This window comes from Rathayibacter sp. VKM Ac-2759, assembly GCF_009834225.1.
Classification (GTDB): Bacteria; Actinomycetota; Actinomycetes; order Actinomycetales; family Microbacteriaceae; genus Rathayibacter.
The window spans coordinates 3,454,688-3,478,273 of record NZ_CP047176.1; the positions used below are offsets into that span (position 1 = coordinate 3,454,688).

Here is a 23,586-nt window from a genome sequence, read left to right on the forward strand (position 1 = left end):
CACGGGAGCGAATCTAACCGGGAGGAGGCGAAAGGGCAAGAAGCGCTTTCCGGGCCTCAGCGCGTCGTGCCGCGGGCGATCACCCGCGACCGGGCGAAGACGGTGGCCGGCGCCGCGTCGACCCCGTCGATCCGCGCGGTCAACCGCTCGAGCGAGGTCCGGGCGATCCACTCGATCCGCGAGTCCATCGACGTCAGCGGGGGCGTCAGGAACGCGGACTCCTCGACGTTGTCGAAGCCGATCACCTGCACGTCCTCCGGGATGCGGAGGCCGCCCTCGCGCAGCGCCGAGATCGCCCCGGTCGCGAGACCGTCGTTGAAGCAGACCAGTCCGTCGAAGGGGACTCCCGACCGCACGAGCTCGCGGGCGACGCGGAATCCGGAGCCGATGGACCAGTCGTAGCCGGTCACGCCGACCAGGCGGGGATCGAGGGCGCGCCCCGCGGCCGCCAGCTCCTCGGACACCCCGCGCATTCTCAGCTCGGCGTTGCCCTCCCGGGCGGTGCCGATGACGGCGGCGTCGAAGGGCATGTGGGCTCCCACCACGGCGAGGGAGGTGCTGCCCCGCTCGAGGAGGTGGGCGGCGGCGGCCCGGGCATCGGCCACGTCGTCGGTCGTCACCCTGTCGGCGAGGTCGAAGGTGTCCCGGGTTCCGACGCAGACCAGGGGGAACTCGACCTCGAAGGCGGACCGGTCGAGGGTCTCGTGCTCCGAGAGCGAGAGCAGCAGCCCGTCGGTGCGCTGGGAGTCGAAGCGCTGCAGCAGCCGACGGGAGCCGTCGATCCCGTCGTCGGGGTAGGTCGTCACGTAGACCGCGAGGCCCATGTCGCGCGCCGTCTCGATGACGGCCTCGGCCAGCTCGGCGAGGTACGCCGCCTTGAGCGTCGGGACCGCCAGGGAGACCGCGTCCGTGCGCCCCCGGGTCAGGCTGCGGGCGGCGATGTTGACCGTGTAGCCGAGCTCCCGCACGGCCGCCTCCACACGCGCGCGCGTCTGCTCCGACATGCGGCCCGTGCCGTTGACGGCGTTCGACGCGGTCTTGAGGGAGACGCCGGCGCTCTCCGCCACCGAGGCGAGGGTGGCCCTCCTGCGGGGTTGTGCCATGTCGTCCTGTCTCCGCTGCCCCGGACCTCCGGCCCGAGTCCTCCAGTATGGCGAAACCGTCGCGTTCGCCCCGGGTCAGCGCGTGAGGGCGCTCCCGGAGTCGCGGCTCAGCCGGGCCGCCGCGACCAGCGGCACGAGCGTGAGCGCGGCCATCGCGAGGAACGCGAAGCGGTAGGGCACGAGACCGGGGCCGAACGCCGAGCCGACGGCCAGCGCGATCCCGCCCGCCGCGACTCCGAAGCCCGCCGCGACCTGCTGGGTCGTCGCGCTCAGCGTGTTCGCGCCCGACATCCCCTCGGGCGGCACCTCGGCGAAGGTGACGGTGTTGTAGGCCGTGAACCCCGCCGAGCGGGCGACGCCGCTGAGCACCAGCAGCGCGACGATCGCCGGGATCGGCACGTCGTCGGTAAGGAACGCCATCGCCGCCATGCAGGCGACCCCGACCAGGTTCGAGACGACCAGCACCGCGCGGAACCCCGCGGTGCGCAGCAGCCAGGTCGTCGCCGGCTTGATCGCCAGGTTGCCGACGAACAGCGCGAGCACGACGGACCCCGCCTGCACCGCGTCCCAGCCGAAGGCGTCCTGGAACAGCAGCGGCAGCAGGAACGGCACCGCGCTGATCGTCGCGCGGTAGAGCGAACCGCTGGCGTTGGCGACGCGGAAGGTGGCGAAGCGGAACGCGTCGAGGCGGACGAGCGGGTGCGGAGTGCGTCGCAGGTGCCGCACCGCCACGAGCGTGACGGCCGCGCCGGCGACGGCGAGGGCCGGGGCGAGCGGGTCGATCCGGTCGGCCGAGACGAGACCGGAGGCGCCGACCAGCGCGCCGAGGCCGACGGCGACGAGCACGAGGCCCGTGACGTCGAGCGGCGGCGGCACCGCCTCGGCCGTCGCCGGGATGATGCGCCGGGCGATCACGAACGCGACCACGCCGAGCGGCAGGTTGATCAGGAAGATCCAGTGCCACGAGGCGTAGGTGGTGAGCAGCCCGCCGACGAAGGGCGCGACGATCGGAGCGACGAGGCCGGGCCAGACGAGGATCGCGATCGCGCGGATGATCCCCTCGCGCGGCGTGACGCGGAGCACCGCGAGCCGGCCGACCGGCACCATCAGCGCACCGCCGACCCCCTGCAGCACCCGTGCCGCCACGAGCAGCGGCAGGGTCGGGCTGAGCGCGCACAGCAGCGACGCGATCGTGAAGACCGCGATCGCGAGCGTGAAGACGCGGCGCACGCCGAAGCGCTCGCTGAGCCAGCCCGAGGCGGGGATGAGCACCGCGACGGTGAGGAGGAACGCGGTGACGGTGATCGCGACCGCCGCGGAGTCGACGCCCAGGTCGGCGCCGATCGCGGGCGCCGCCGTGGTCACGATCGTCGCGTCGAGGTTCTCCATGAAGAAGCAGCCCGCGACGAGGAGGGCGATGGCGCGTTGGCGTCGGGGATCCAGGAGTGCCTCCTCGGCGTGTCGGACAGGGCGAGCGGGAGCCCGGCCTCGGGTAGCGTCGAGCGCATGAGCGACACCGACGAGACCCGGACCATTCAACTCCGCCGCTACGAGCTCGTGGACGGGGTGATGGACGACTTCCTCGCCTGGTACCGCGCGAAGATCATCCCGGCGCGCGAGGCGCACGGCTTCCGGATCGAGTTCGCGTACGCCGATCGCGAGGTGAACGAGTTCGTCTGGGCGGTCAGCGCCCCGGGCGACGCCGCGGCGTTCGGCGAGATCGAGTCGGTCTACCTCGCCTCCCCCGAGCGCGAGGCCGCCTTCGCGGGCGAGCCGAAGCGGGTGGCCGTGCACCACGTGCGCCTCATCGAGCGGATCGTCTGAGCGTCAGGCCCGCGCGCGCCTGACCGCCGCGCTCACCGCGCGCAGCGCGAGCGAGCCCACGGCCACCGAGGCGATCGTGCCGAGCGCGCGCGGCAGGAGGTGCTTCTTCACCGGCATCCCCTCGCGGTCGCGCGGCGAGGCGAGCGCCGCCGGCTCGAGGGTCCGCCCATTGGCGCCCGCCTCGGCCATGTGCGCGAGCCGGCGGAGGGTCTCGATGTTGCGGATCCAGAGGAACGAGTGCAGGAGCGGCTTGGGGATGAGCGTCCCCGGGCCCTTCACCGCGGTCTCGTGGATGCGGACCCGGGAGCCGCGGGCGTGCTCCTCGACCTCGAGCAGCACGCGCGCCTCGCCCATCGGCCAGCCGGCCGCCTGGATGAGGAAGCGACTCGACGGATCCCACTCGAGCACGGTGGTCTCGTCGTCGATGACGAGCGGCCACACACCGAACGAGTGGTGCAGCTTCGAGCCGACGTGCGGCCAGTCGCGGCCGACCTCGCGCATCCTCGACGATCCCACCACCCAGCCGGGGAACAGCCAGCCGTTGGCGAAGACCGCGAAGACGGATTCGGGCGGGCAGTGGAAGACGCGGGTGTTGCGGGACATCGCGGGCTCCTTGTCGTGAGGACGAGCGGGTTCTGGTGTGTGTTCAGGGTGCCAGGTCGGGAGAGCGCCGGATGCCGAACTCGTGGCGCAGCGCGCTCCGGGCGGCGTGCCAGCCGGCCATCCCGTGCACGCCGGGGCCCGGCGGGGTCGAGGACGAGCAGAGGTAGAGGCCCTTCGCGGGCGTGTGCCACGGGTCCGGCGAGGGGACCGGCCGGGAGATCAGCTGGGCGACGCTCGCGCCTCCGGCGGCGATGTCGCCCCCGAGGTAGTTGGGGTTGTACGCCTGCATGTCGCGCGCCGTCATCGACGAGGCGGCGAGGATGCGATCGCGGAACCCGGGGGCGAAGCGCTCGATCTGCGCGGTGATCGCCTCCTTCTGGTGCGCCGGCGAGTGCCGGGGCACGTGGGTGTACGCCCAGAGGACGTGCTTGCCCGCGGGCGCACGACCCGGATCGGCGAGGGAGGGCTGTGCGACCAGCACGTAGGGGTTCTCGCTGTGCCGGCCCTGCGCGACGTCGCGCTCGGCCGCGGCGATCTCGGCGCGCGTGCCCCCGACGTGCAGGGTGCCCGCGCGGGCGAGTTCGGGGTTCGTCCACGGGACGGGCCCGTCGAGGGCGAAGTCGACCTTGGCGACACCGTTGCCGTAGCGGAACATCCGGAGCGCCTTCGCGTAGGCGCCGGGCAGGCGGTCGCTCGCGAGCGAGAGCAGCGCGTCGGGTGTGAGATCGAGCAGCACGGCCTTCGCCTGCGGCAGCTGCGAGAGCGAGGTGACCTCGACGCCCGTCTCGATCGTGCCGCCGTGGGCGCGGAGGTCGTCGGCCATCGCGTCGACGATGGACTGGCTGCCTCCGATCGGCACCGGCCAGCCCCGAGCGTGCGCGTAGGAGCCGAGCGCGAGAGCCGCGGCCGCCGTCGACAGGCTCGGCATCGGGCGGATCGCGTGGGCCGCGACCCCCGCCAGCATCGCCGGGGCGGTGTCCTCGCTGAAGCGCAGGTTCCAGAGGGGCGAGCCCTGCTCGAGCACGCGCAGCCCGAAGCGCAGGAGCACCGACGGATCGGTCGGCACGCGCAGCAGGGCGTCGTTGGTGAAGCCGGCGACGCGGTCGGCCCGCTCGGCGAGCGGAGCCATCAGCGAGCGCCAGGCGGCGCCGTCGCGCCCGAGGCGCCCGGCGGTCCGCTCGATGTCGCGGTAGGCGATGCCGGCCCGGCCGCCGTCGAGCGGATGCGCGTACGAGATCTCCGGCACCCGCAGATCGATCCGCTGATCGAGCGCGAAGCGGCGGAAGAACTCGGACGCGAGCGCCATCGGGTGCACCGCCGAGCAGATGTCGTGGTGGAACCCGGGCAGGGTCAGCTCGGCCGTGCGCGCGCCGCCGCCGATCGTGTCGTTGCGCTCGAGCACGGTGACCGAGAGACCGGCCCTGGCCAGGGTGACCGCGGCGGCGAGACCGTTGGGGCCCGCTCCGACGACGACCGCGTCGACCATGCTCACTTCCTCCGCAGTGCGGCGACGGCCCCGACGGCGCCCGCGGCGACGGCGACGGCCGCTCCCGCGTAGCTGAGGGCCCGGTGCCTGATCATCCAGATCTGCGGAGTCATGGTGTGCGCGCGATCGCTGAACAGCCCGCGGGCGCCGTGGTCGCCGGCGACCGGCTCGTAGACGTTGTTGGGGAGCATCGGCTCCGTCTTGTCGGGAGCCTGCTGCCCGTCGAAGGCGCTGCGGGCGAGGAACCAGTCCATGAAGGCGCCGGCGAAGCGGTCGCCGAGGATCGTCCCGGCCGTCGGCTCGCCGACCCAGGTGCGGCGGCGCGGCTTGTCGGCGACGTCGGCGATCGCGATGGCGCCCACCTCGGGCTCGTAGATCGGCGGCACCGGCTGCGGGTGGTGCGGCAGCTGCGACTTCACCCAGTTGAACTGGATGGTGTTGAGCGCCGGCATGTCGACCTCGGAGAGCTTCACGCCGCTCCTGGAGTGCAGGAGCTCCGCGGTCACCGACTCGGTGAAGCCGCGCGCACCGAACTTGGAGGCGCAGTAGGCCGCCTGCAGCGGGATGCCCCGGTGCGCGAGGGCGGAGCCCACCTGGATGACGTGCCCGCGGTCGCGCGGCGTCATCCGCGAGAGGGCGGCGCGGGTGCCGTTGACGAAGCCGAAGAAGTTGACGGCCACCGCGCGCTCGAAGTCGGCGGGCTCGGTCGACAGGAACTCGCCGAAGACGCCGACCATGGCGTCGTTCACCCACAGCTCGATCGGGCCGAGCTCGGCCTCGACGCGGTCGGCGGCAGACTCGACGGCCTCGCGGTCGGCGACATCGGTCGGGATCGCCAGGCCCCGGCGCCCCGCCTGCTCGATCTCGGCCAGCGTCGCGGCGAGTCCGTCCTCTCCGCGCGCGAGCACGGCGACGTCCCAGCCGCGCGAGGCGAGCTCGCGCACGGTCGCCCGGCCGAGCCCGGCGGTGCCTCCGGTGACCACGGCCACGCCGCGGCTCATGCGGAGACTCCGGAAGCGGAGGGGCGGAGGTTCTGCGTCATGGGTCGAGCTCCTTCGTGAGGGTGCGTCTTCTGCGTCCACGCTAGGCGGGCGGAGACGGGCGCGCGCGGGGTTGCGCGGCGTCTGCCGGTCTGTCGCAGGCTGCGCCGCCTGTGGCGGAGGCGGAGCCGAGCGGACAGCTCTCCTCCGACGCTCAGATCTCCCCCAGAGAGCCGGGCCAGACTGACCGCCGCCGCGCGCCGCGGCGCCCCGACGACTCGACCGGACCGACGCATGACCACACTCCTCGGGCTCAGCCTGCTCTCGGGCCCCCTCGTGATCGGCGTCTACGCGGTCGCCGCGCTCGCCTTCCTCCTGCTCGCGATCGCCTTCGTCCGGGCGCGGCGCCACGGCCGCCGCCGCCGGCTCGTGCTCGCCGCCTCCGTCCTCGTCTCCGCCGCGATCGCCGGCGCGGCCCTCGCCGCGCTGCTCGACGGCACCGACGGGCCGTTCGGCGTCGACTTCACCCCGGTGACGCGGGTCTGGATCGGTCTCGGCCTCGGCGGTCTCGCCCTGGTCGCGGTCGTGCTCGTGCACGCGCTCGCCACCCGGCGCCCGCTCCGGCTGCTCGCCTCCCTCGGGGTCGGCGTGCTCGTGATCGCCACCGCCGCGATGTCGGTCAACATCGACTTCGGCCAGTACCCGACGGTCCGCAGCGCCCTCGGCATCAGCCCGTACCCCACGGTCGGCGATCCGATCGCCGTTCCGAGCGGCGAGCACGCGAGCCTCGCGGAGTGGACCGCTCCGGCCGGGATGCCCTCGGTCGGCACGGTCTCGACCGTGAGCATCCCGGGCACGACCTCGGGGTTCGCCGCCCGCGACGCCGTCGTCTACCTGCCTCCCGCCGCGCTCACCGACGATCCGCCGCTGCTGCCCGTGATGGTGATGCTCTCGGGCCAGCCCGGCTCCCCCTCCGACCCGCTCTCGACCGAGAGCCTGCAGGCCTCGCTCGACGCCTACGCCGCCGCGCACGCGGGCCTCGCGCCGATCGTGGTCTCGCCCGATCAGCTCGGCGACCCCTCCGCGAACCCGATGTGCATCGACTCGCCGCTCGGGAACTCCGCCACCTACCTCACCGTCGACGTCCCCAACTGGATCCGCGCCAACCTGCCGGTGATGAGCGACGCCCACGACTGGGCGATCGGCGGACTCTCGCAGGGCGGGACCTGCGCGATCCAGCTGGGCGCCGGGTACCCGCAGCTGTTCGGCAACATCATCGTCGCCTCGGGCGAGCTCGCGCCGACCCTCGGCGACGACGCGACCACCATCGCGAAGGGCTTCGGCGGCAGCGCGGCGGCCTACGAGGCCGCCAAGCCCGCGAGCATCATGGCGGCGAAGGCACCCTACGCCGACACCTTCGCGCTGTTCGGAGTCGGAGCGAACGACACGTCGTTCCTCTCGGGCGTCAAGACGCTCTACGCCGACGCGCAGGCGGCCGGCATGGACGCCTCCTACATGGAGGTCCCGGACAGCGCCCACGACAAGACGGCCTGGTCGGCCACCTTCGACAAGGGCCTCGAGCTGCTGACCGCGCGCTGGAACCTGGTGCCCGCCTCCTGAGCCGCGCGGAGCCGCCTCAGGAGCGGGCGGCGCTCTCGACCGCGGCGACGGCCGCCGCGACCCCGCCGTTCCACGGCGCGCCGTGACCCGGCAGCACCCAGGTGGCTCCCGTGGGCAGGAGCAGCCGCAGCGAGGCGAGCGCCTGCTCCGGCTCGTCGGTGAACGGAGCCGGCTGCGGCCCGTCCGCGCCGGTCAGCACGTGGCGAGTGGTCAGCCCGTCGCCCACGAACACGGCGTCGGCGAGCGGGACGTGCACGGCGATGCTCCCCGCGGAGTGGCCCGGCAGGCCGATGATCCGGGGCGATCCCGGCAGATCGAGGGTCTCGCCGTCGTTCACCTCGACGACCTCGGTGAGCGGGTGCGACCGGACGCCGCCCTTGCGGAGCGAGTAGGCCGCGAAGCCGAGCACCGGCCCGAGCTTCATCGTCTGCTTGGCGTTCGCCGGCTTGGGGCCGCCCTTCGCGCGGTCGGCGTCGGCCGGGTGCACGAAGACGGGCACGCCGTGGTCGCGGCGGATCCGCTCGGCGAAGCCGAGGTGGTCGGAGTCGCCGTGGGTGAGGATCACGCCGCGCACGTCGTCGATCGAGCGGCCGATCAGGCGGAGCTCGGCGAGGAGCTCCGCCCAGTGACCGGGCAGCCCGGCGTCGATGAGGGTCACCCCCTCCGGCGTGTGGACGAGGTAGAGGGCGACGATGTCGTTGCCGATGCGGCGGAGATGAGGTCCGAGTTCCATGATGGCTACGGTACATAGCCTTCATGGCTACTGTCAATAGCTATACTCGACGCATGCCGACTCCCGAGCGCACCTCCCTCGACGCGATCGTCCGCGCCGCCGCCGACCTGCTCGAGGAGGAGGGACTCGCGGGCGTGACGATGCAGGCCGTCGCCGAGCGGGTCGGCGTGCGCGCCCCCTCCCTCTACAAGCGCATCGAGGGGCGCGACGCCCTGATCCGACGGGTCGCGGAGGCGACGCTGCGCGACTACGCCGACCGCCTCGGCGCGATCGAGACGGCCGAGGGGCTCGCCGACGCGATGCGGACGTTCGGGCACGAGAGGCCGGCCGCGTTCCTCCTGGTGATGGCGCCCGCGCCCCGCACCCCGCTCGCGGCGCAGGAGTACCGCGACGCCGCGAGCGAGCGGCTCCTCGAGATCACCGCGCGGCTGGCCGGCGAGGAGCACGCCCTCGACGCGGCGCGGACGCTGACCGCGTGGGCGACGGGCTTCATCGGCATGGAGATCAACGGAGCCTTCACGCTCGGCGGCGATGTCGACAGCGCGTGGCGGTTCGGCGTGAGCCGGGTCGTCGAGGCGCTGCGCAGCGCCTGATCAGCGCTGCGGCCGCCGCGTCGACCAGAGCGCCCAGGCCACGAGGACGGGCTGGAAGAGCAGGCGCACCGCGCGCTTGCGGTCGGTGTCGAGTCCGAAGGCGCTCGTCTTCGTCAGCCACTGCGAAATGTTGCCCGGGAAGATCGCGGTGAAGAACGCGGCCGCGGCGGCACCCGCCAGCGGGGCCCGGCGACGCGCGAGCACCAGCGAGGCGCCGAGGCCGATCTCGACGACTCCGGAGGCGAGCACCACCGTGTCCTTGTCGAGCGGCACCCACTCGGGGACCTGCGCCTGGAACTCCTCGCGCGCGCGGGTCAGGTGGCTCACCCCGGCGAAGACGAGGGCGGAGCCGAGGAGCACCTTGGCGCCGGTGCGGAGGACGGAGATCGTGGAGGTCGACATGGCCTCCATCGTGGCGGACGCCGCGGGGGCGACTCCGGCGTTCGGGCGATGTCGCACGAACGTGCTCGCTGCGGGCGTGCGGTCTGCAGGACTTGGTGCGGTCTGCAGGACTTCGTGCGGTCTGCAGGGCTTCGTACGATCTGCAGGACTGGGTGCGGTCTGCAGGACTTGAGCTGCGAATCACGCCGATCACGCGGCGATCCGGACACTTCCGGCGCGAAGTCCTGCGAACCGCACCATCTCCTGCAGACCGCACCATCTCCTGCAGACCGCACCGGCACCTGCGAACCGCACCGACGCCCGACACCGTTCCGCGCCGCGTGTCGGAGGGTCGTCCTAGTCTGAGCGCGTGACAGACCGCATCCTCCTCCTCACCACCGGCGGCACGATCGACAAGGAGTACTCGCTCGCGGGCGAGCTCGAGATCGGCGAGCCGACCGCGCCGCGCCTGCTCGAGCCCGTGCTGTCGACTCTCGAGTTCCGCATCGAGCGGATCCTCGCGAAGGACAGCCTCGATCTCGACGACGAGGATCGCGCGCTCCTGCGCGACCGCGTGCTCAGCGCGGAGGAGGACCGCATCGTGATCACCCACGGCACCGACACCATGACGGCGTCGGCCGAGGCGATCGGCACCGTCCGCGACCGCGTCGTCGTCCTCACCGGGGCGATGCAGCCGGCGCGGATGCGCGACAGCGACGCCTCCTTCAACCTCGGCGCGGCCGTCGCCGCCGTCCAGCTCCTCCCCCCGGGCGTCTACATCGCGATGAGCGGCCGCGTCCTGCCGGCCGGCTCCGTCGTCAAGGACCGCGCCGCGGGCGTGTTCCTGCCCGCGTGATGCGAGCTCGCCTCGTCGCCGCGACCCGGCACGGCCGCCGTCTGACGACCGCCGCCGGTCTGATCCTCGTCGTCAGCGGCGTCTGGCAGCTCGGGCTCGCCGTCGCCTACGGCCGTCATCTCCTCCACATCGCCCGGGGTGGCTTCGTCGCGACCATCGGCACGTCGTGGCCCGCGCTCGATCTGCTGGCCGCGACGCTCCTCGCGGCGGCCGCCTGGCTGCTCGTCGGGATCGCGGTCAGCAGCCGCAGCCGGTGGTTCTGGACGGGCCTGCCTGCGGCCCTCCTGCTGGCCACGGTGAGTGTGCGCTGGCAGGCCCGCGACTCCGGCCTGCGACCGATCACCGCCGGCCTCTCCCTCGACGGCTCCGACTCCGCGGAGATTATCGTCGCCGCCGGTGCCCTCCTGGCGGTCGGCATCGCCGCGTTCTCGGCCGTGGTCCTCGCGAGCGGCCTCGTCCTCGGCAGGTGGCGCGCGATCGCCCTCGGCGCGCTCCTGCTCGGCGCCGTGGCCTTCGCCCTGATGCAGGCCCTGCCGCGCGACGACCTCACCCCCGCGATCGCCGCTGCGACGGCCGCCCTCTCCCTCGGCGAGCCTGTCACGACCGTGGTCCTCGGAGTCGTCCTGATCGCCGGAGTGCGCAGCTCCCGGCAGACAGGGCCCAGCAGTGCTCGCCGCATCGTCCCGGTGGAGGTCCTGTCGTGACGGCCCGCCGCATCGGTGTGCTTGTAGCCTCCGCCGCGCTCGCCCTCACCGGGTGCAGTGCCAGCCGAGGTCACGCTCGACGCCACCGTCCTCGACACGGGCTCGGGCCCGATCCTCTGCCGCGGTCTGATCCTCCAGTCCCGCCCGCCGCAGTGCGACGGGTCCGCCCTGCGCGGCTGGAGCTGGGACGCCGTCGAGGGTGCCTCGACCGTCGACGACACCACGTGGGGGGAGTACGCGCTGACCGGCGCCTGGGACGGCGACACGTTCGTCGTCACCCGCCCGCCCGCCGAGAGCGGAGCGACCCCGTGAGGCGCATCCTCCCCTGGATCGTCCCGGCCGCCGGGCTGGCCCTGATCGCGGCGGGCCTGGTCGTCGGCGTCACCGCGCCCAGCGCCGTCAGCTTCGGCTGGTTCGCGTACGCGCCGCTCTCCGAGACCACCTTCTCGCCGGACACCGTCGTCCTCGCGCGTGGCGTCGCCACCGCCTGGGCACTCGCCGCACTCGGCGCGCTGCTGCTGGCCTTCTCGGCCGGCTGGCTCCTCGCCCTCCGCCGGGAGCGGCGACGACTGCCCTGACCCGGGCGCGACGTTCTACGCTCGAGGAATGGCCGCGATCTTCGACTCCCTCGATGGAGTTGTGCACATGCAATCGGCAGTCCAGCTCACTGTTGGTCCTCCCAGGTAAAGGTTTGGCAACGATCAACATCCAGCAGGAATCGGGTTCCATCAGTTGTCCTGAAACCTACGAAGAAGGTCCGCGGACATCTTCCGGAACCTCGGATCTTGCCGGAGTCAAGAACAGCTCAGTCGAACTCCTCGCCGACCATTTACTTCCGTCATTCAGCAGGGCCATATATCGTGAGTGTCCCCAGGGCCAGCGGAGGCTCAACCGATTCCTCTAGAAGCAGGCGGAAACCGGTGTCGTGCGTAGCGCCTGGAAATAGCACAGAAGCAGAAGTCATTGAACCCTGACCAAGCCACTGAAGCGCATCGTCTAGCGCAACCTCAATAACTCCGGCGACCTGCGAATGCATCGAACCGAATGCGCTAGGGCCGGCTTCGAGCCGCCGGGGAGCGAGCAGTGCGCCATGCTGAGCATGCGGCCGCAAATACAAGGACGGCACGCAGTATCGGAGATCCACAAAGCGCACGTCCTCAGAAATCTGATAGCCAGGTATTTCTGTTGGCTGCATGGCTCCCGTGGAAATGACAAGGACGTACGCCATCGCTCCACGTCCTTCTTGCGCTATCGATCGACGGGCATGGTGTGCGTAGCGACCAACACTGACCTGCTTATGGCAGGCAAACCATAGAGCCACCCAGATATTGTCGACGACATCGATCCAGCGGGTGCGCAGTCCGTAATGTTGAAGTAAAGGTTCTACCGCCGCCCGATAGGTTTCATTGAGAAGGGCTCCCCTCGCGGAAACGACCTCCTTACACTCGTGCGAGTGTCCATATTTTCTTACATGCGATCGACAACTACAGGGAGCGCCAACAATCTGATCTATATAGGATCGTAGTGCGGCGGCATGCTTCTGCACGGTCGCCGCTCCAACATTTCCGCTTGCAGATCGAAAGGCCGTTGCAAGCACGTCTGAGTAAAGGATCGACTGCCCTCGAAAAAGGGCAAGTCCAGTCTTGCCCCGAAAACGCAGATAGCCGGAAACCTGCGTAAGTTCCTGCGGACTCCTGACCGTCCAGACATGCCATCCGTGTTCAACACGATGTTGCATGCCGACTGCGAAGTCGGGGAATGAGGTGGAAGCCATAAATAGCGATCTCCTGTGAGCTTTGACCATGAGTGTGAACCAATTAATGCACGCCGATATCGCCGCTTTGTCGCCGCATGATCGCGGTCATCCGCCGGCCTGCACTTCAGAACCACTGCCCAGCATCCCACGAGCGTCTAACAGAAAGAAGAGTGATTGAGCCAGGGAACCACGCTGAACAGCAGCGCCGTCTCCGATACATGCCGACCACACGCGAACACGACCACCAAAGTTTAGACCTAGTTGCCAGAGGCGGAGGGCTGTGACGTCGGTAGATCCTGCTCATCTATCGCAAACCCTAGGTGACAGACACGTTCTAGTTCCCGGATGAGCGAATCGCAGTTGGTGTAGTCCTCTTCACCAAGAGTGGCGGAGCGCCGACGGCTGCCCTGACCCGGGGGCGACGTTCTACGCTCGGAGGATGGCCGCGATCTTCGACTCCCTCGACGAGAACCTGACGACCTGGATCCAGGCGCAGCCGATGTGGTTCGTCGCGACGGCGCCCCTCGGAGCCGAGGGGCACGTCAACATCTCGCCGCGCGGGCTCGACTCGTTCTCGGTGCTCGGGCCGCGCCGGGTCGGCTGGGTCGACTACACCGGCAGCGGAGTCGAGACGATCGCGCACCTGCGCGAGAACGGGCGGGTGTGCCTGATGTTCGCCTCGTTCGGGAGCCGTCCGCGGATCGTCCGGCTGCACGGGCACGGCTCGGTGCACCTCCCCGGCACGCCCGGGTTCGACGAGGTCGTGGCGCTGCACCCCGAGAACCCCAGCACGCGGGCCGTCATCACCGTCGACCTCTCCCGCATCAGCGACGCGTGCGGCTGGGGCGTGCCCGTCATGGAGCTGACCGGCGAGCGCGATCTGCTCCGGCTGCAGGCGGAGAAGAAGGGGCCGGAGGGCATGGCGGAGTACCGGGCGACCCGGAACGCCGTGAGCATCGACGGTCTGCCCGGATTCCCGGTGGAGGGCTGACCCGTGTCCGATGCGGCCGACCGCGCCGCCCGCTACGCCGCGGGCGGGGGCTCCGGTGACGAGCCGGGGCCGACGATCCCCGAGGACGCCCAGGAGCGGGCCGCGTTCATCGAGACCGCGATCCAGCAGGCGATCCGCCGCGGCGACTTCGACGACCTGCCCGGCGCGGGCAAGCCGCTCGAGGGGCTCGGCCAGGTCCACGATCCCGACTGGTGGATCCGCCGCAAGATCGAGCGCGAGAACCTCACCGGTCTCGGCCCGGCCGCGTTCCTGCTGCGCGCCGAGGACCGCCGGCTGAACGACGAGCTCGACCGCCTCGTCCGCGAGTCGGAGGTGCGCGCGGCGCTCGTCGACTTCAACCGCCGCGTCGTCGAGGCGCGACGGCAGCTGCTCGGCGGGCCGCCGGTCGTGACACCGCTCCGCGACGTCGACGCGGAGGTCGCCGCGTGGACCGAGCGGCGCGCGTCGCGAGCGCGCCCCCCGGAGCCGCCGCCGATCCGACGCCGCTGGTGGCGCCGAGCGCAACCCGGCTCCTGATCCGCCCGGCGCTCGTAGGCTCGAGCACATGACGGCATCGCGGACGGACGTGCTCGTGGTCGGCGGCGGGCCGGTCGGCCTGTTCGCGGGCGCACTGCTCGCGGCGGAGGGCCTCGACGTGCAGGTCTGGGAGCGGCGGACCGCCGTCCCGGCCGGCTCCCGCGCCATCGGGATCCACCCGCCCTCGCTCGACGCCTTCGCCGCGATCGACGCCGCCGCGCCGATCCTCGCCGAGGGCGTGCGCGTGCGTGAGGGCGTCGCGCGCAGCCGCGGGCGCATCCTCGGGACCCTGTCGTTCGCGCGCGCCTCGCGGACGCATCCGTACGTCGTCACCCTCGACCAGCACCGCACCGAGCAGATCCTGCGCGACCGGCTCGGTGCCTCGGCCCCCGGGGCCCTGCGCACGGGCGTCGCGATGACCGGGCTGCAGCGGTCGCGCGACCACGTCGACGTGACCGGCACCGCCCGGGACGGCCGACCGGTGTCCCTCCGCGCGTCGTTCGTCATCGGCGCCGACGGGGCGCGGAGCACCGTGCGCGAGCTGCTCGGGATCACCACCAGCGGCCGCGACTACCCCGACCGCTACGTGATGGGCGACTTCGCCGACCCGGAGCCGGCGTCGCGCGAGTCCTCGGCCCTGGTCGACGTCGGCCCCGACGGAGTGGTCGAGTCGTTCCCCCTGCCGGGCGGGCGCCGACGGTACGTGGTGCTGCGCGGCGCGGCCGAGCTGCGCGATCCGGCCGAGTCCGTCGACCCGGAGGCCGCGACGGCCCTCGCCGCGGTCGTCCGCGAGCGGACCGGCGCCGACCCCGACCCGGCGACCTGCACGATGACGAGCGGCTTCGGCGTGCGCCGCCGCGCCGCCGACCGCATCGGCGTCGGGCGCGTCGTGCTGATCGGCGACGCCGCGCACGAGATCAGCCCGATCGGCGGGCAGGGCATGAACCTCGGCTGGCTCGACGCCGCCGAGCTCGCTCCGCTGCTCACCGGCGCCGTCCGCGCCGGCACCGCGGGGCCGTGGCCCGGGTTCGCCCGGCGCCGCACGGCGGTGGCGCGGCGGGCGGCCGACCAGGCGGAGGCGAACATGGCGCTCGGCCGCCCCGTGAGCGGTCTCGGCCGACTCGCTCGCGAGGCGGGGCTGCGCACGGCCCTGGCGCTCCCCTCCGCCGATCTGCTCGCCCGCGTCTACGCGATGCGCTGGTCCTGAGGGCTAGGCGACGAGGCGCGCGCCCGACAGGCCGAGCTCGACCACGAGCACGAGCGACGCGATGATGACCAGCCGGAACAGCGTCCTGCTCGGCGGCCCCGTCAGCACCAGGCGGACGCCGACGGCGGCGAGGGCGATCACGACCAGCGTCCCGGCCACCGCGATCGCGACTCCGGCACCGCGCACCGGCTCGTCGCCGACGACCTGGCCGATCAGGACGAGCACGGCCGCGACGACCAGCGAGCCGAACGCGACCACGCCCGAGAGCCGGAGTCCGAGCCGGTGCGGGAACCCGCGCACGCCGGTCGCCGCGTCGTCGACCAGATCGGGGAGCACGTTGGTGCAGTGGATCGCGATGCCGAAGACGGCTCCGGTCGCGATCGCCCAGGCGGCGGGAAGCTGATCGCCCCCGGCCGCGACGGCCACGACCGGCAGCAGGCCGAACGCGACGACGAACGGAGCGACCGAGAACGCCGTGCGCTTGAGCCCGGCGTCGTAGGCCCAGCCCGCGCCGACGAGCACCAGGTGCGCGACGGCCGCGACCGGCCCGAGCAGGAGCGAGAGCACGACCGCGACCGCCGCAGTGCCGACGGCGGCGGCGCGCACCTCGCCGACGCTGATCGTCCCCACGGCGACCGGCTTGTCGGTGCGGCCGACGGCCCGGTCGCGGTCGGCGTCGATCCAGTCGTTGGCGAGGCCGATCGAGAGCTGCCCGGAGAGCACGGCGAGGGCGACGAGGACGACGATCCCGAGCGCGTGACCGGAGGCGGCGGCCAGCACCGTCGCCAGCACGGTCACGGTGACGGTCGGGCCGGGATGCGAGGACGCCAGCAGGAGGCGCACCCGGGAGGTCATCGGACCAGCCTACGGGCGCACGTGTCATCCCTAGGTGCGCCCGCGCGCTCGCGCACGGAATGCCTCCGCGTCCGCCATCGTTAGGGTCATCGTTCTGAGGAGGACCGCAGTGGACATCGTGAACTGGCTGTTCGACGCGCAGCTCGTCATCGGTGACCAGACGATCCTGTGGCGCGAGGTGATCGGCAACGTCTTCGGCCTGCTCAGCGCGCTCGGCGGCATGCGCCGGAAGGTCTGGGCGTGGCCGGTCGGGCTCGTCGGCAACGCGCTGCTGTTCACCGTGTTCATGGGGGCGCTGTTCGACACTCCGAACCCGGTCAACCTGCTCGGCCAGGCCGGCCGGCAGGTGATGTTCATCATCGTCAGCATCTACGGCTGGTACCGCTGGACGCACCGCCCCGAGGCGGCGACGAGCACGATCGAGCCCCGCTGGGCCTCCTGGCGCACGCGCGGGCTGCTGGTGCTCGGCATGGTCGGCGGCACCGCGGTCCTCACTCCGCTGTTCCGCGCGCTCGGCTCCTACGAGCCGGTGTGGAGCGACGCGTGGATCTTCGTCGGCTCGCTGCTCGCCACCTACGGGATGGCCAAGGGCTGGGTCGAGTTCTGGCTGATCTGGGTGGCGGTCGACCTGGTCGGCGTGCCGCTGCTGTTCTCGGCCGGCTACTACGCGTCCGGGCTGATGTACGTGTTCTACGGCGCGTTCACGCTGACCGGCTTCTTCGTCTGGCTGCGCCAGGCGCGCCGCCCCGTGCCGCCGATCGTCACGGTCGGCTAGCCGGCGTCTACACCGTCGCGCGCGTGCAGTCGGCGCAGAGGCCGAACACGTCGACCACGTGGTGCGCCTCGGTGAATCCGTTCTGCGCCGCGACGGAGCGGGCCCACGTCTCGACCTCGTCGGCCGCGATCTCGACGGTCAGCCCGCAGCGGCGGCAGATCAGGTGGTGGTGGTGCGTGCCCGGCGTGCAGGCCCGGTAGAGGCTCTCGCCCTCGGGCGACTGCAGCGAGTCGGCCTCGCCCTCGCCGGCCAGATCGGCCAGCGCGCGGTAGACCGTCGCGAGCCCGATCGGCGATCCGGAGGCGTGCAGCGCGCTGTGCAGACCCTGCGCGCTGACGAAGTCGTCGCGGCCCGTCAGCGCCTCGCGCACCGCCTCGCGCTGCCAGGTGTTGCGCTTGACCACGGGCGTCCCGTCCTTCTTCTCCACTCGCCCCACGCTACGCGCCGACCCTGAGCCGCACGCCCCGGCGGACCCCGTTGCGGCCGATGATCCGGCAGACCACGTAGATCGCGAACGAGATCGTGGTCACGTAGGGGCTGATCGGGACGGAGCCGCCGAGCGCCAGCAGGATCCCGCCGACGAGCGCGCCGACGGCGAAGAGCACGCTCAGCAGCGGGACGAGCACCGGCGACGCCGAGACGCGCAGCGCGGCGGCGGCCGGAGTGACGAGGATCGCGAGCACGAGCAGCGAGCCGACGATCTGCACCGAGACGGCGACCGCGAGCCCCAGCAGCAGCATGAAGACGATCGACAGCGCGCGCGTCGGGATCCCGCGGGCCGCCGCGACATCGGCGTCGACGCTCGCGAACGTCAGCGGCCGCCAGATCAGCGCGAGCCCGATGACGACGACGACCGAGATGGCGATCAGCCAGCCGAGCTGCGGGTCGTCGACGGCCACGATCTGCCCGGTGAGCAGGCCGAACTTGTTGGCGCTGCGCCCCGGGTACAACGCGAGGCAGAGGATGCCGAGGCCGAGGCCGAACGGCATCAGCACGGCGATGATTGAGTTGCGGTCCCGCGCGCGCGAGCCGAGCAGCCCGATCAGCAGGGCCGCGATGAGCGAGCCGACGATGGAGCCCTGCACGACTCCGACGCCGAGCAGCAGACCGGCGGAGGCGCCCGCGAACGACAGCTCGCTGATGCCGTGGACCGCGAAGGCCATGTCGCGCGACATCACGAAGACGCCGATGAGCCCGCCGACGACGCCGAGGACGGCTCCGGCGATCACCGAGTTCATCAGCAGCGCGAGCAGCGCCCCGTAGTCCGAGAAGTCGAAGATCTGCGACCAGACGTCGTCGGTCATGCGCGCTCCTCCCCGTGCTCGTGCTCGTGGACGTGACTGTGGTCGGGTGCGCCGACCACGATCACGCGGCCGCGGGCGCGGATGACGTCGACGGGCGCGTCGTAGAGCTCGCTGAGGACCTCCGAGCGCAGCACCTCGTCGGGCGTGCCGACGCGGAACCGGCCGCCCGCGAGGTAGAGCACGCGGTCGACCATCCCGAGCACCGGATTCACGTCGTGCGTCACGAAGAGGACCCCGAGCCGGCGCTCGCGGCGGTGCCGGTCGATCAGCTCGCTCACCGCGCGCTGGTGCGCGAGGTCGAGGGCGATCAGCGGCTCGTCGCAGAGCAGGAGCGCGGGATCGCCGGCGAGGGCCTGACCGACGCGGACGCGCTGCTGCTCGCCTCCGGAGAGGCTGCCGATGGGGGCGTCGCCGAAGCCGGTGGCGCCGACCGACTCGAGCAGCGCGTCGACCTGGGCGCGCCGCGAGCGGGAGGGCAGCGGGAGGCCGAAGCGGTGCCCGTCGATGCCGAGGCCGATGAGGTCGCGCGCGCGCAGCGGCGTGCCGTCGTCGGCGAGCTTCTGCTGGGGGATGTACCCGATGCGGCGGTTGCCGCGGTGCACGGGCGCGCCGAGCACGCGCAGCTCGCCCTCGCTGAGAGCCTGCTGGCCGAGCACGGCCTTCAGCAGGCTCGTCTTGCCCGAGCCGTTCGCGCCGAGGACCGCGACGAACTCCCCCGCCTGCACGTCGAGGTCGACGCCGCTCCACAGCTCGCGGTCGCCGAAGCGGAGCCCGGCCCCGCGCAGCTGCAGCACCGAAGGGCCCGCCTCCGGAGAAGCGGGCCCGAGGGTCGAGTCGGTCGGGGTCACGACGAGAGGGCTCCCTCGATCGCGTCGAGGTTCGCGGTCATCCAGCCGACGTAGCCGCCGGCGTCGTCGGGCAGCGTCTCGGTGACGCCGACCGCGGGGATCCCGGCCGCATCGGCGGCGTCGAGCAGCGCGTCCGTCTGGGCGCTCTCGGTCTGCTCGTTGTAGACCAGGGCGTCGACCCTGCCGCCCGTGAAGAGGGCGAGGGTGTCCTGGAGCGTCGTCGCGGGCACGTCGGTGCCCTCCTCGACCGCCTCGCTGAACGCCTCCGGAGTCGCGTTGACGAGCCCCAGCGCGTCGGTCATGTAGAGCGGCACGGGCTCGGTGATCGCGATCGAGCGGCCGCCGAGGGTGCTCGCGAGCGACGCCTCGCGCTCGACGAGGGCGTCGAGCTGCGCGTTCAGGGTCGCGACGTTCGCCGTGTAGGTCGAGGTGTGGCCGGGGTCGATCGTCGAGAGCTGGTCGCCGATCACGGTGACGACGTCGCGCACGGCGGCGAGGTCGTACCAGACGTGCTCGTTGAACTCGGCGTGCTCGTGGGCGGCGTCGGTGTCGTCGGCGGTGTCGTCCGCGGACTCGCCCTCGTGCTCGTGGTCGTGCTCGTCCTCGAGACCGGCGGCGACGGTGGCGGTGATCACGGAGGCGTCGGAGTCGGAGGCGTCGAGCATGGTCTCGATGAACGGGTCGTAGCCTCCGCCGTTCTCGATCACGAGCGCGGCGCCCGAGACGGCGAGCTGGTCGCGGGCGGTCGCCTCGTACTCGTGCGGGTCCTTGTCGGGGCTGTCGATGATGCTCGTGACCTCGACGAGATCGCCGCCCACGCTCGCCGCGAGGTCGCCGTAGACGTCGGTCGAGGCGACGATCTGCACGGGCCCGTCGGTGGCGGCGTCGGAGGCGGATCCGGTGCCGGAGCAGGCGGTCAGCGCGAGGGCGGAGGCGCCGAGCAGGGCGGTGAGCGAGAGGGTGCGGGTCTTCACGGAGGAGCCAATCCAGGGCCGGAGTCGGACGGTCGGTGTGTCCACACGGTACCGGCTATTGATAACGATTGTCAAAATCGCGAGCTCGAGACCCTCCGCCCCTTTCATACAACGTTGTAGGTTGGGGCGATCCCGGCCGACGGCGATCCGGGTCGGCGGAGGAGGAACGTGGCGGTCACCCTGCACGACGTCGCCCGCGCGGCGGGGGTCTCGATCAAGACGGTCTCCAACGTCATCAACGACTACCCGCACATCCGGCCCGCCACCCGCGCGCGGGTCGAGGCGGCGATCGCCGAGCTCGGCTACCGCCCCAACCTCTCCGCCAGGAGCCTCCGGCGCGGGCGGACCGGCGTGATCGGGCTCGCCCTGCCCGAGCTGAGCCTCCCGTACTTCGCCGAGCTGGCCGACAGCGTCATGCGCGCCGCCGACCAGCGCGGACTCACCGTGCTGATCGAGCAGACCGAGGGCGATCCCGCGCGCGAGCGCAGCGTGCTCACGAGCGCGCGCCGCCAGCTCACCGACGGGCTCCTGTTCAGCCCCCTCGGGCTCGGAGCGGCCGACGAGGAGGAGCTCGCCGTCGAGTTCCCGCTCGTCCTGCTCGGCGAGCGCCTCTTCACGCCGCACCTCGACCACGTCACCATGCAGAACGTCGCGGCGGCGCGCGCGGCGACCGCGCACCTCCTCGAGTCGGGGCGCAGGCGCATCGTCGCGCTCGGCTCCTACGGCGGCGAGGGCGTCAGCACGGCCTCGCTCCGTCTGCAGGGGTACCGCGAGGCGCTCGAGAGCGCGGGGCTCGCCGTCGACCGGGCGCTGATCGGGAGCTCCGGCCCCTGGCGCCGATCGGGCGGCGCGGAGGCGATGCGCCGTCTCCTCGAGGCGGGAGTCGACTTCGACGGGGTCTTCGCCCTCAACGACACCCTGGCGCTCGGAGCGATGAGGGCACTGCAGGACGCCGGTGTGCGCGTGCCGCACGACGTGGCCGTGATCGGCTTCGACGACATCGACGAAGCGCGGTACTCCTCCCCCAGCCTGTCGAGCATCGACTCGGGCCGCGACGAGATCGCGCGCACCGCCGTCGACGTCCTGCAGGCCCGCATCGACGGCACGGCGACCGAGCCTCCGGCGCTGTTCGAGGCGTCCTTCCGCGTGGTCGCCCGGGAGTCGTCCGCGCGGGCTTGAGCCGCTCCGGCCCGGACAGCTCCGGCGCGAGCCGTCAGCCGCCGGCGCAGATCTCGCGGCGGATCCACTCCGCGGCGTCGGCGACGGCCAGCTCGCGGCGGCGCAGCAGACGGCTCCACTGGGCCGCGCGCCGGGTGAGCCGGTCGTCCGCCGAGCCGTGGGCGTCGCCGCCGACCGTGCGCATCAGCAGATGGGCGAGCCCGCCGCCGAGGTAGAGGGTCGCACCGGCCACCCCGGCGAAGTGCCGCGCCTGCCCGCGGGTGCCGTCGTCGTAGCGCCGGTGGAAGCCGCGGCCCCGGACGCGATCGGATCCGCCCCCGGCCAGGTCGAGGAGGCCGAGCGGGAAGCGGCGGATGCCCGCCACCTCCTCCGCGAGGGCCGCGATCAGCGCGCGGGGGCGGGGATCGGCGGCGGCGAGCGCGTCGACGCGATCGGCGAGGATCGAGCAGGCATCGGCGGGAGGCACCCTCCCAGTCGAGCACACCGCGGCTGAGCGGAGGCGGACAGTGCCGCGCTTGACAGCCGGGCGCCGACCCCGGAGCATCTTCTCTACAACGTTAGAAACGACGGGCGGCCTCACCGACGAGCGCCTCCTCCGCACTCGCCGGAGCCCGCCGACGCCCCGGAGAGGCCCACCATGACCGACGCCCCCGCCGCCGCCTCGGCGCACATCGCCCTCGACCCGGCCGCCGTGGTCGCGCCCGTCAACCCGCGGCTGTTCGGCTCGTTCGTCGAGCACCTCGGCCGGTGCGTCTACGACGGCATCTACGAGCCCGGGCACCCGACCGCCAACGAGGACGGCTTCCGCCTCGACGTGGTCGAGCTGGTCAAGGAGCTCGGATCGACCACGATCCGCTACCCCGGCGGCAACTTCGTCTCGGGCTACCGCTGGGAGGACGGCGTCGGCCCGCGCGCCGAGCGCCCCCGCCGCCGCGACCTCGCCTGGCACTCGCTCGAGACCAACGAGGTCGGCCTCGACGACTTCGCCAAGTGGGCGAAGCTCACCGGCAGCGAGATCATGTACGCCGTCAACCTCGGCACCCGCGGGGTGATGGAGGCGCTCGACGTGCTCGAGTACGCGAACGGCCCCGCGGGCACCGCCCTCGCCGACCAGCGCATCGCGAACGGTGCGACCGAGCCGCACGACATCCGGATGTGGTGCCTCGGCAACGAGATGGACGGCCCCTGGCAGGTCGGCCACATGAACGCCGACGACTACGGCAAGCTCGCCTCCCGCACGGCCAAGGCCCTCAAGATCGCGGATCCGTCGCTCGAGCTGGTCGTCTGCGGCTCGTCCGGGTCGAGCATGCCCACGTTCGGCGAGTGGGAGCGCGTGGTCCTCGAGCACGCCTACGACGACGTCGAGTACGTCTCGTGCCACGCCTACTACCAGGAGTACGCCGGCGACCTCGGCTCGTTCCTCGCCTCCTCCCTCGAGATGGAGTACTTCATCGCCACGGTCGCCGCGACCGTCGACCACGTGAAGTTCAAGCTCAAGAAGACCAAGGACATCAAGCTCTCGTTCGACGAGTGGAACGTCTGGTACCTCGAGGAGTGGCAGGCCAAGGAGAAGGCCGACGCCGAGGGCGACCAGAGCACCCGCGAGTGGGAGTACGCCCCGCGGCTGCTCGAGGACGTCTACTCCGTTGCCGACGCGGTCGTCGTCGGCAATCTGCTGATCACCCTGCTGAAGAACTCCGACCGCGTCACCTCGGCGTCGCTCGCGCAGCTCGTCAACGTGATCGCGCCGATCATGACCGAGCCCGGAGGTGCCGCGTGGCGCCAGACCACGTTCTTCCCGTTCGCGACGACCGCGCGCCTCGCCTCCGGTTCGGTGCTGAAGCCCCGCGTCGAGGTCGGCACCTACTCGACCGCCCGCCACGGCGACGCACCGCTCGTCGACGCCGTCGCGACCCTCGACGAGGGGCGCGCGTCGGTGTTCCTGGTCAACCGCTCGATCGCCGAGCCGCTCGAGGTCTCGGTCGACGTCAGCGGCCTCGGCGTCTCGAGCGTCGCGGAGGCGGTGGCCCTCTTCGACGAGGACCCGTACGCGAAGAACACGAAGGACGACCAGGAGCGCGTCGGCCTGCGCGACGCCTCCGCGACGCTCGCCGACGGCGTGCTGACGATGACGCTGCCCCCGGTGTCGTGGACGGCGGTCGCGCTGACGGCGTGATGCGCACCTCCGGCTCGTGAGATCGCGTCCGGCTCGTGGGAATCCTGAATTCCTGCGAGCCGGACGTGTTTCTGCGAGCCGGACGTCGTGTCGCCGATCTT

At 72.2% G+C, this 23,586-nt stretch carries 27 protein-coding genes; 13 read left to right on the forward strand and 14 right to left on the reverse strand.

The window, feature by feature from the left end; genetic code table 11:
• Positions 1 to 56 precede the first annotated feature (56 nt).
• Both GSU68_RS16155 and GSU68_RS16160 read right to left on the reverse strand, forming a co-directional pair.
• A complete protein-coding gene (locus tag GSU68_RS16155; protein WP_159909675.1) occupies positions 57 to 1,103 on the reverse strand; it encodes a LacI family DNA-binding transcriptional regulator in 1,047 nt (348 codons plus the stop codon).
• A 75-nt stretch (positions 1,104 to 1,178) separates the two neighbouring features.
• Entirely contained in the window at positions 1,179 to 2,546 is a 1,368-nt protein-coding gene (locus GSU68_RS16160) for an MFS transporter (protein ID WP_279631070.1), read from the reverse strand.
• 63 nt (positions 2,547 to 2,609) lie between these two features.
• Between GSU68_RS16160 and GSU68_RS16165 the strand changes: the two genes are divergently transcribed.
• On the forward strand, positions 2,610 to 2,927 hold the full coding sequence (locus GSU68_RS16165; RefSeq protein ID WP_159909677.1) for a hypothetical protein: 318 nt from the start codon (positions 2,610 to 2,612) through the stop codon (positions 2,925 to 2,927).
• A gap of 3 nt (positions 2,928 to 2,930) precedes the next feature.
• On the opposite strand, the gene GSU68_RS16170 is transcribed toward GSU68_RS16165, so the two are convergent.
• The 3 genes from GSU68_RS16170 to GSU68_RS16180 are packed head-to-tail and all read right to left on the reverse strand — an operon-like array spanning position 2,931 to position 6,017.
• Complete coding sequence (locus GSU68_RS16170; protein WP_244259313.1) at positions 2,931 to 3,530, reverse strand: SRPBCC family protein; 600 nt, start codon at positions 3,528 to 3,530, stop codon at positions 2,931 to 2,933.
• Between the two features lie 43 nt (positions 3,531 to 3,573).
• Entirely contained in the window at positions 3,574 to 5,016 is a 1,443-nt protein-coding gene (locus tag GSU68_RS16175; RefSeq protein ID WP_167305289.1) for an NAD(P)/FAD-dependent oxidoreductase, read from the reverse strand.
• 2 nt (positions 5,017 to 5,018) lie between these two features.
• The gene (locus GSU68_RS16180; protein ID WP_159909679.1) at positions 5,019 to 6,017 is read right to left on the reverse strand and encodes an SDR family oxidoreductase; all 999 of its coding nucleotides are present in this window, start codon (positions 6,015 to 6,017) and stop codon (positions 5,019 to 5,021) included.
• 273 nt (positions 6,018 to 6,290) lie between these two features.
• Here GSU68_RS16180 and GSU68_RS16185 point away from each other — a divergent pair, with 273 nt between their 5' ends.
• A complete protein-coding gene (locus tag GSU68_RS16185; protein ID WP_159909680.1) occupies positions 6,291 to 7,616 on the forward strand; it encodes an alpha/beta hydrolase-fold protein in 1,326 nt (441 codons plus the stop codon).
• A gap of 16 nt (positions 7,617 to 7,632) precedes the next feature.
• On the opposite strand, the gene GSU68_RS16190 is transcribed toward GSU68_RS16185, so the two are convergent.
• Positions 7,633 to 8,349, reverse strand: a complete 717-nt coding sequence (locus GSU68_RS16190; RefSeq protein ID WP_159909681.1) for an MBL fold metallo-hydrolase — start codon at positions 8,347 to 8,349, stop codon at positions 7,633 to 7,635.
• A gap of 53 nt (positions 8,350 to 8,402) precedes the next feature.
• On the opposite strand from GSU68_RS16190, the gene GSU68_RS16195 reads away from it, so the two are divergent.
• Entirely contained in the window at positions 8,403 to 8,942 is a 540-nt protein-coding gene (locus GSU68_RS16195; protein ID WP_159909682.1) for a TetR/AcrR family transcriptional regulator, read from the forward strand.
• Here GSU68_RS16195 and GSU68_RS16200 read toward each other — a convergent pair whose 3' ends face one another.
• Entirely contained in the window at positions 8,943 to 9,344 is a 402-nt protein-coding gene (locus tag GSU68_RS16200; protein ID WP_208544597.1) for a hypothetical protein, read from the reverse strand.
• Between the two features lie 349 nt (positions 9,345 to 9,693).
• Here GSU68_RS16200 and GSU68_RS16205 point away from each other — a divergent pair, with 349 nt between their 5' ends.
• Genes GSU68_RS16205 through GSU68_RS16220 form a run of 4 tightly spaced genes read left to right on the forward strand, consistent with a single transcriptional unit; the run spans position 9,694 to position 11,461 of the window.
• Positions 9,694 to 10,179, forward strand: a complete 486-nt coding sequence (locus GSU68_RS16205) for an asparaginase domain-containing protein (protein WP_159909683.1) — start codon at positions 9,694 to 9,696, stop codon at positions 10,177 to 10,179.
• Positions 10,176 to 10,883, forward strand: coding sequence for a hypothetical protein (locus GSU68_RS16210; RefSeq protein ID WP_159909684.1), 708 nt, complete (start codon positions 10,176 to 10,178; stop codon positions 10,881 to 10,883). Before GSU68_RS16205 ends, GSU68_RS16210 begins: the two co-directional genes overlap by 4 nt.
• 57 nt (positions 10,884 to 10,940) lie before the next feature.
• Complete coding sequence (locus GSU68_RS16215; RefSeq protein WP_159909685.1) at positions 10,941 to 11,195, forward strand: hypothetical protein; 255 nt, start codon at positions 10,941 to 10,943, stop codon at positions 11,193 to 11,195.
• Entirely contained in the window at positions 11,192 to 11,461 is a 270-nt protein-coding gene (locus GSU68_RS16220) for a hypothetical protein (RefSeq protein WP_159909686.1), read from the forward strand. Before GSU68_RS16215 ends, GSU68_RS16220 begins: the two co-directional genes overlap by 4 nt.
• 260 nt (positions 11,462 to 11,721) lie before the next feature.
• Here GSU68_RS16220 and GSU68_RS16225 read toward each other — a convergent pair whose 3' ends face one another.
• On the reverse strand, positions 11,722 to 12,657 hold the full coding sequence (locus GSU68_RS16225; RefSeq protein WP_159909687.1) for an FRG domain-containing protein: 936 nt from the start codon (positions 12,655 to 12,657) through the stop codon (positions 11,722 to 11,724).
• 421 nt (positions 12,658 to 13,078) lie between these two features.
• On the opposite strand from GSU68_RS16225, the gene GSU68_RS16230 reads away from it, so the two are divergent.
• The 3 genes from GSU68_RS16230 to GSU68_RS16240 are packed head-to-tail and all read left to right on the forward strand — an operon-like array spanning position 13,079 to position 15,374.
• Entirely contained in the window at positions 13,079 to 13,630 is a 552-nt protein-coding gene (locus GSU68_RS16230) for a pyridoxamine 5'-phosphate oxidase family protein (RefSeq protein WP_159909688.1), read from the forward strand.
• 3 nt (positions 13,631 to 13,633) lie between these two features.
• The gene (locus GSU68_RS16235; RefSeq protein ID WP_159909689.1) at positions 13,634 to 14,167 is read left to right on the forward strand and encodes a DUF1992 domain-containing protein; all 534 of its coding nucleotides are present in this window, start codon (positions 13,634 to 13,636) and stop codon (positions 14,165 to 14,167) included.
• 28 nt (positions 14,168 to 14,195) lie between these two features.
• Entirely contained in the window at positions 14,196 to 15,374 is a 1,179-nt protein-coding gene (locus GSU68_RS16240; RefSeq protein WP_159909690.1) for an NAD(P)/FAD-dependent oxidoreductase, read from the forward strand.
• Between the two features lie 3 nt (positions 15,375 to 15,377).
• Here GSU68_RS16240 and GSU68_RS16245 read toward each other — a convergent pair whose 3' ends face one another.
• Entirely contained in the window at positions 15,378 to 16,229 is an 852-nt protein-coding gene (locus GSU68_RS16245; protein WP_159909691.1) for a UbiA family prenyltransferase, read from the reverse strand.
• 109 nt (positions 16,230 to 16,338) lie between these two features.
• Here GSU68_RS16245 and pnuC point away from each other — a divergent pair, with 109 nt between their 5' ends.
• Positions 16,339 to 17,004 carry a nicotinamide riboside transporter PnuC gene (gene pnuC / locus GSU68_RS16250; RefSeq protein WP_159909692.1) on the forward strand — a complete coding sequence of 222 codons (666 nt, stop codon included), beginning with the start codon at positions 16,339 to 16,341 and terminating at the stop codon, positions 17,002 to 17,004.
• Positions 17,005 to 17,011: 7 nt separating this feature from the next.
• On the opposite strand, the gene GSU68_RS16255 is transcribed toward pnuC, so the two are convergent.
• Genes GSU68_RS16255 through GSU68_RS16270 form a run of 4 tightly spaced genes read right to left on the reverse strand, consistent with a single transcriptional unit; the run spans position 17,012 to position 20,130 of the window.
• A complete protein-coding gene (locus GSU68_RS16255; RefSeq protein WP_159910350.1) occupies positions 17,012 to 17,407 on the reverse strand; it encodes a transcriptional repressor in 396 nt (131 codons plus the stop codon).
• 34 nt (positions 17,408 to 17,441) lie between these two features.
• Positions 17,442 to 18,308, reverse strand: a complete 867-nt coding sequence (locus GSU68_RS16260) for a metal ABC transporter permease (RefSeq protein ID WP_159909693.1) — start codon at positions 18,306 to 18,308, stop codon at positions 17,442 to 17,444.
• Positions 18,305 to 19,156, reverse strand: coding sequence for an ATP-binding cassette domain-containing protein (locus GSU68_RS16265; protein ID WP_159909694.1), 852 nt, complete (start codon positions 19,154 to 19,156; stop codon positions 18,305 to 18,307). Before GSU68_RS16265 ends, GSU68_RS16260 begins: the two co-directional genes overlap by 4 nt.
• Positions 19,153 to 20,130, reverse strand: coding sequence for a zinc ABC transporter substrate-binding protein (locus tag GSU68_RS16270; RefSeq protein ID WP_244259314.1), 978 nt, complete (start codon positions 20,128 to 20,130; stop codon positions 19,153 to 19,155). Before GSU68_RS16270 ends, GSU68_RS16265 begins: the two co-directional genes overlap by 4 nt.
• Before the next feature lie 168 nt (positions 20,131 to 20,298).
• Between GSU68_RS16270 and GSU68_RS16275 the strand changes: the two genes are divergently transcribed.
• Positions 20,299 to 21,309, forward strand: a complete 1,011-nt coding sequence (locus GSU68_RS16275; RefSeq protein ID WP_159909696.1) for a LacI family DNA-binding transcriptional regulator — start codon at positions 20,299 to 20,301, stop codon at positions 21,307 to 21,309.
• 34 nt (positions 21,310 to 21,343) lie between these two features.
• Here the strand turns inward: GSU68_RS16275 and GSU68_RS16280 are convergent, their stop codons facing one another.
• Positions 21,344 to 21,775, reverse strand: coding sequence for a hypothetical protein (locus GSU68_RS16280; protein WP_159909697.1), 432 nt, complete (start codon positions 21,773 to 21,775; stop codon positions 21,344 to 21,346).
• A 171-nt stretch (positions 21,776 to 21,946) separates the two neighbouring features.
• On the opposite strand from GSU68_RS16280, the gene GSU68_RS16285 reads away from it, so the two are divergent.
• Positions 21,947 to 23,485, forward strand: coding sequence for an alpha-N-arabinofuranosidase (locus GSU68_RS16285; RefSeq protein WP_159909698.1), 1,539 nt, complete (start codon positions 21,947 to 21,949; stop codon positions 23,483 to 23,485).
• Positions 23,486 to 23,586: the final 101 nt, after the last annotated feature.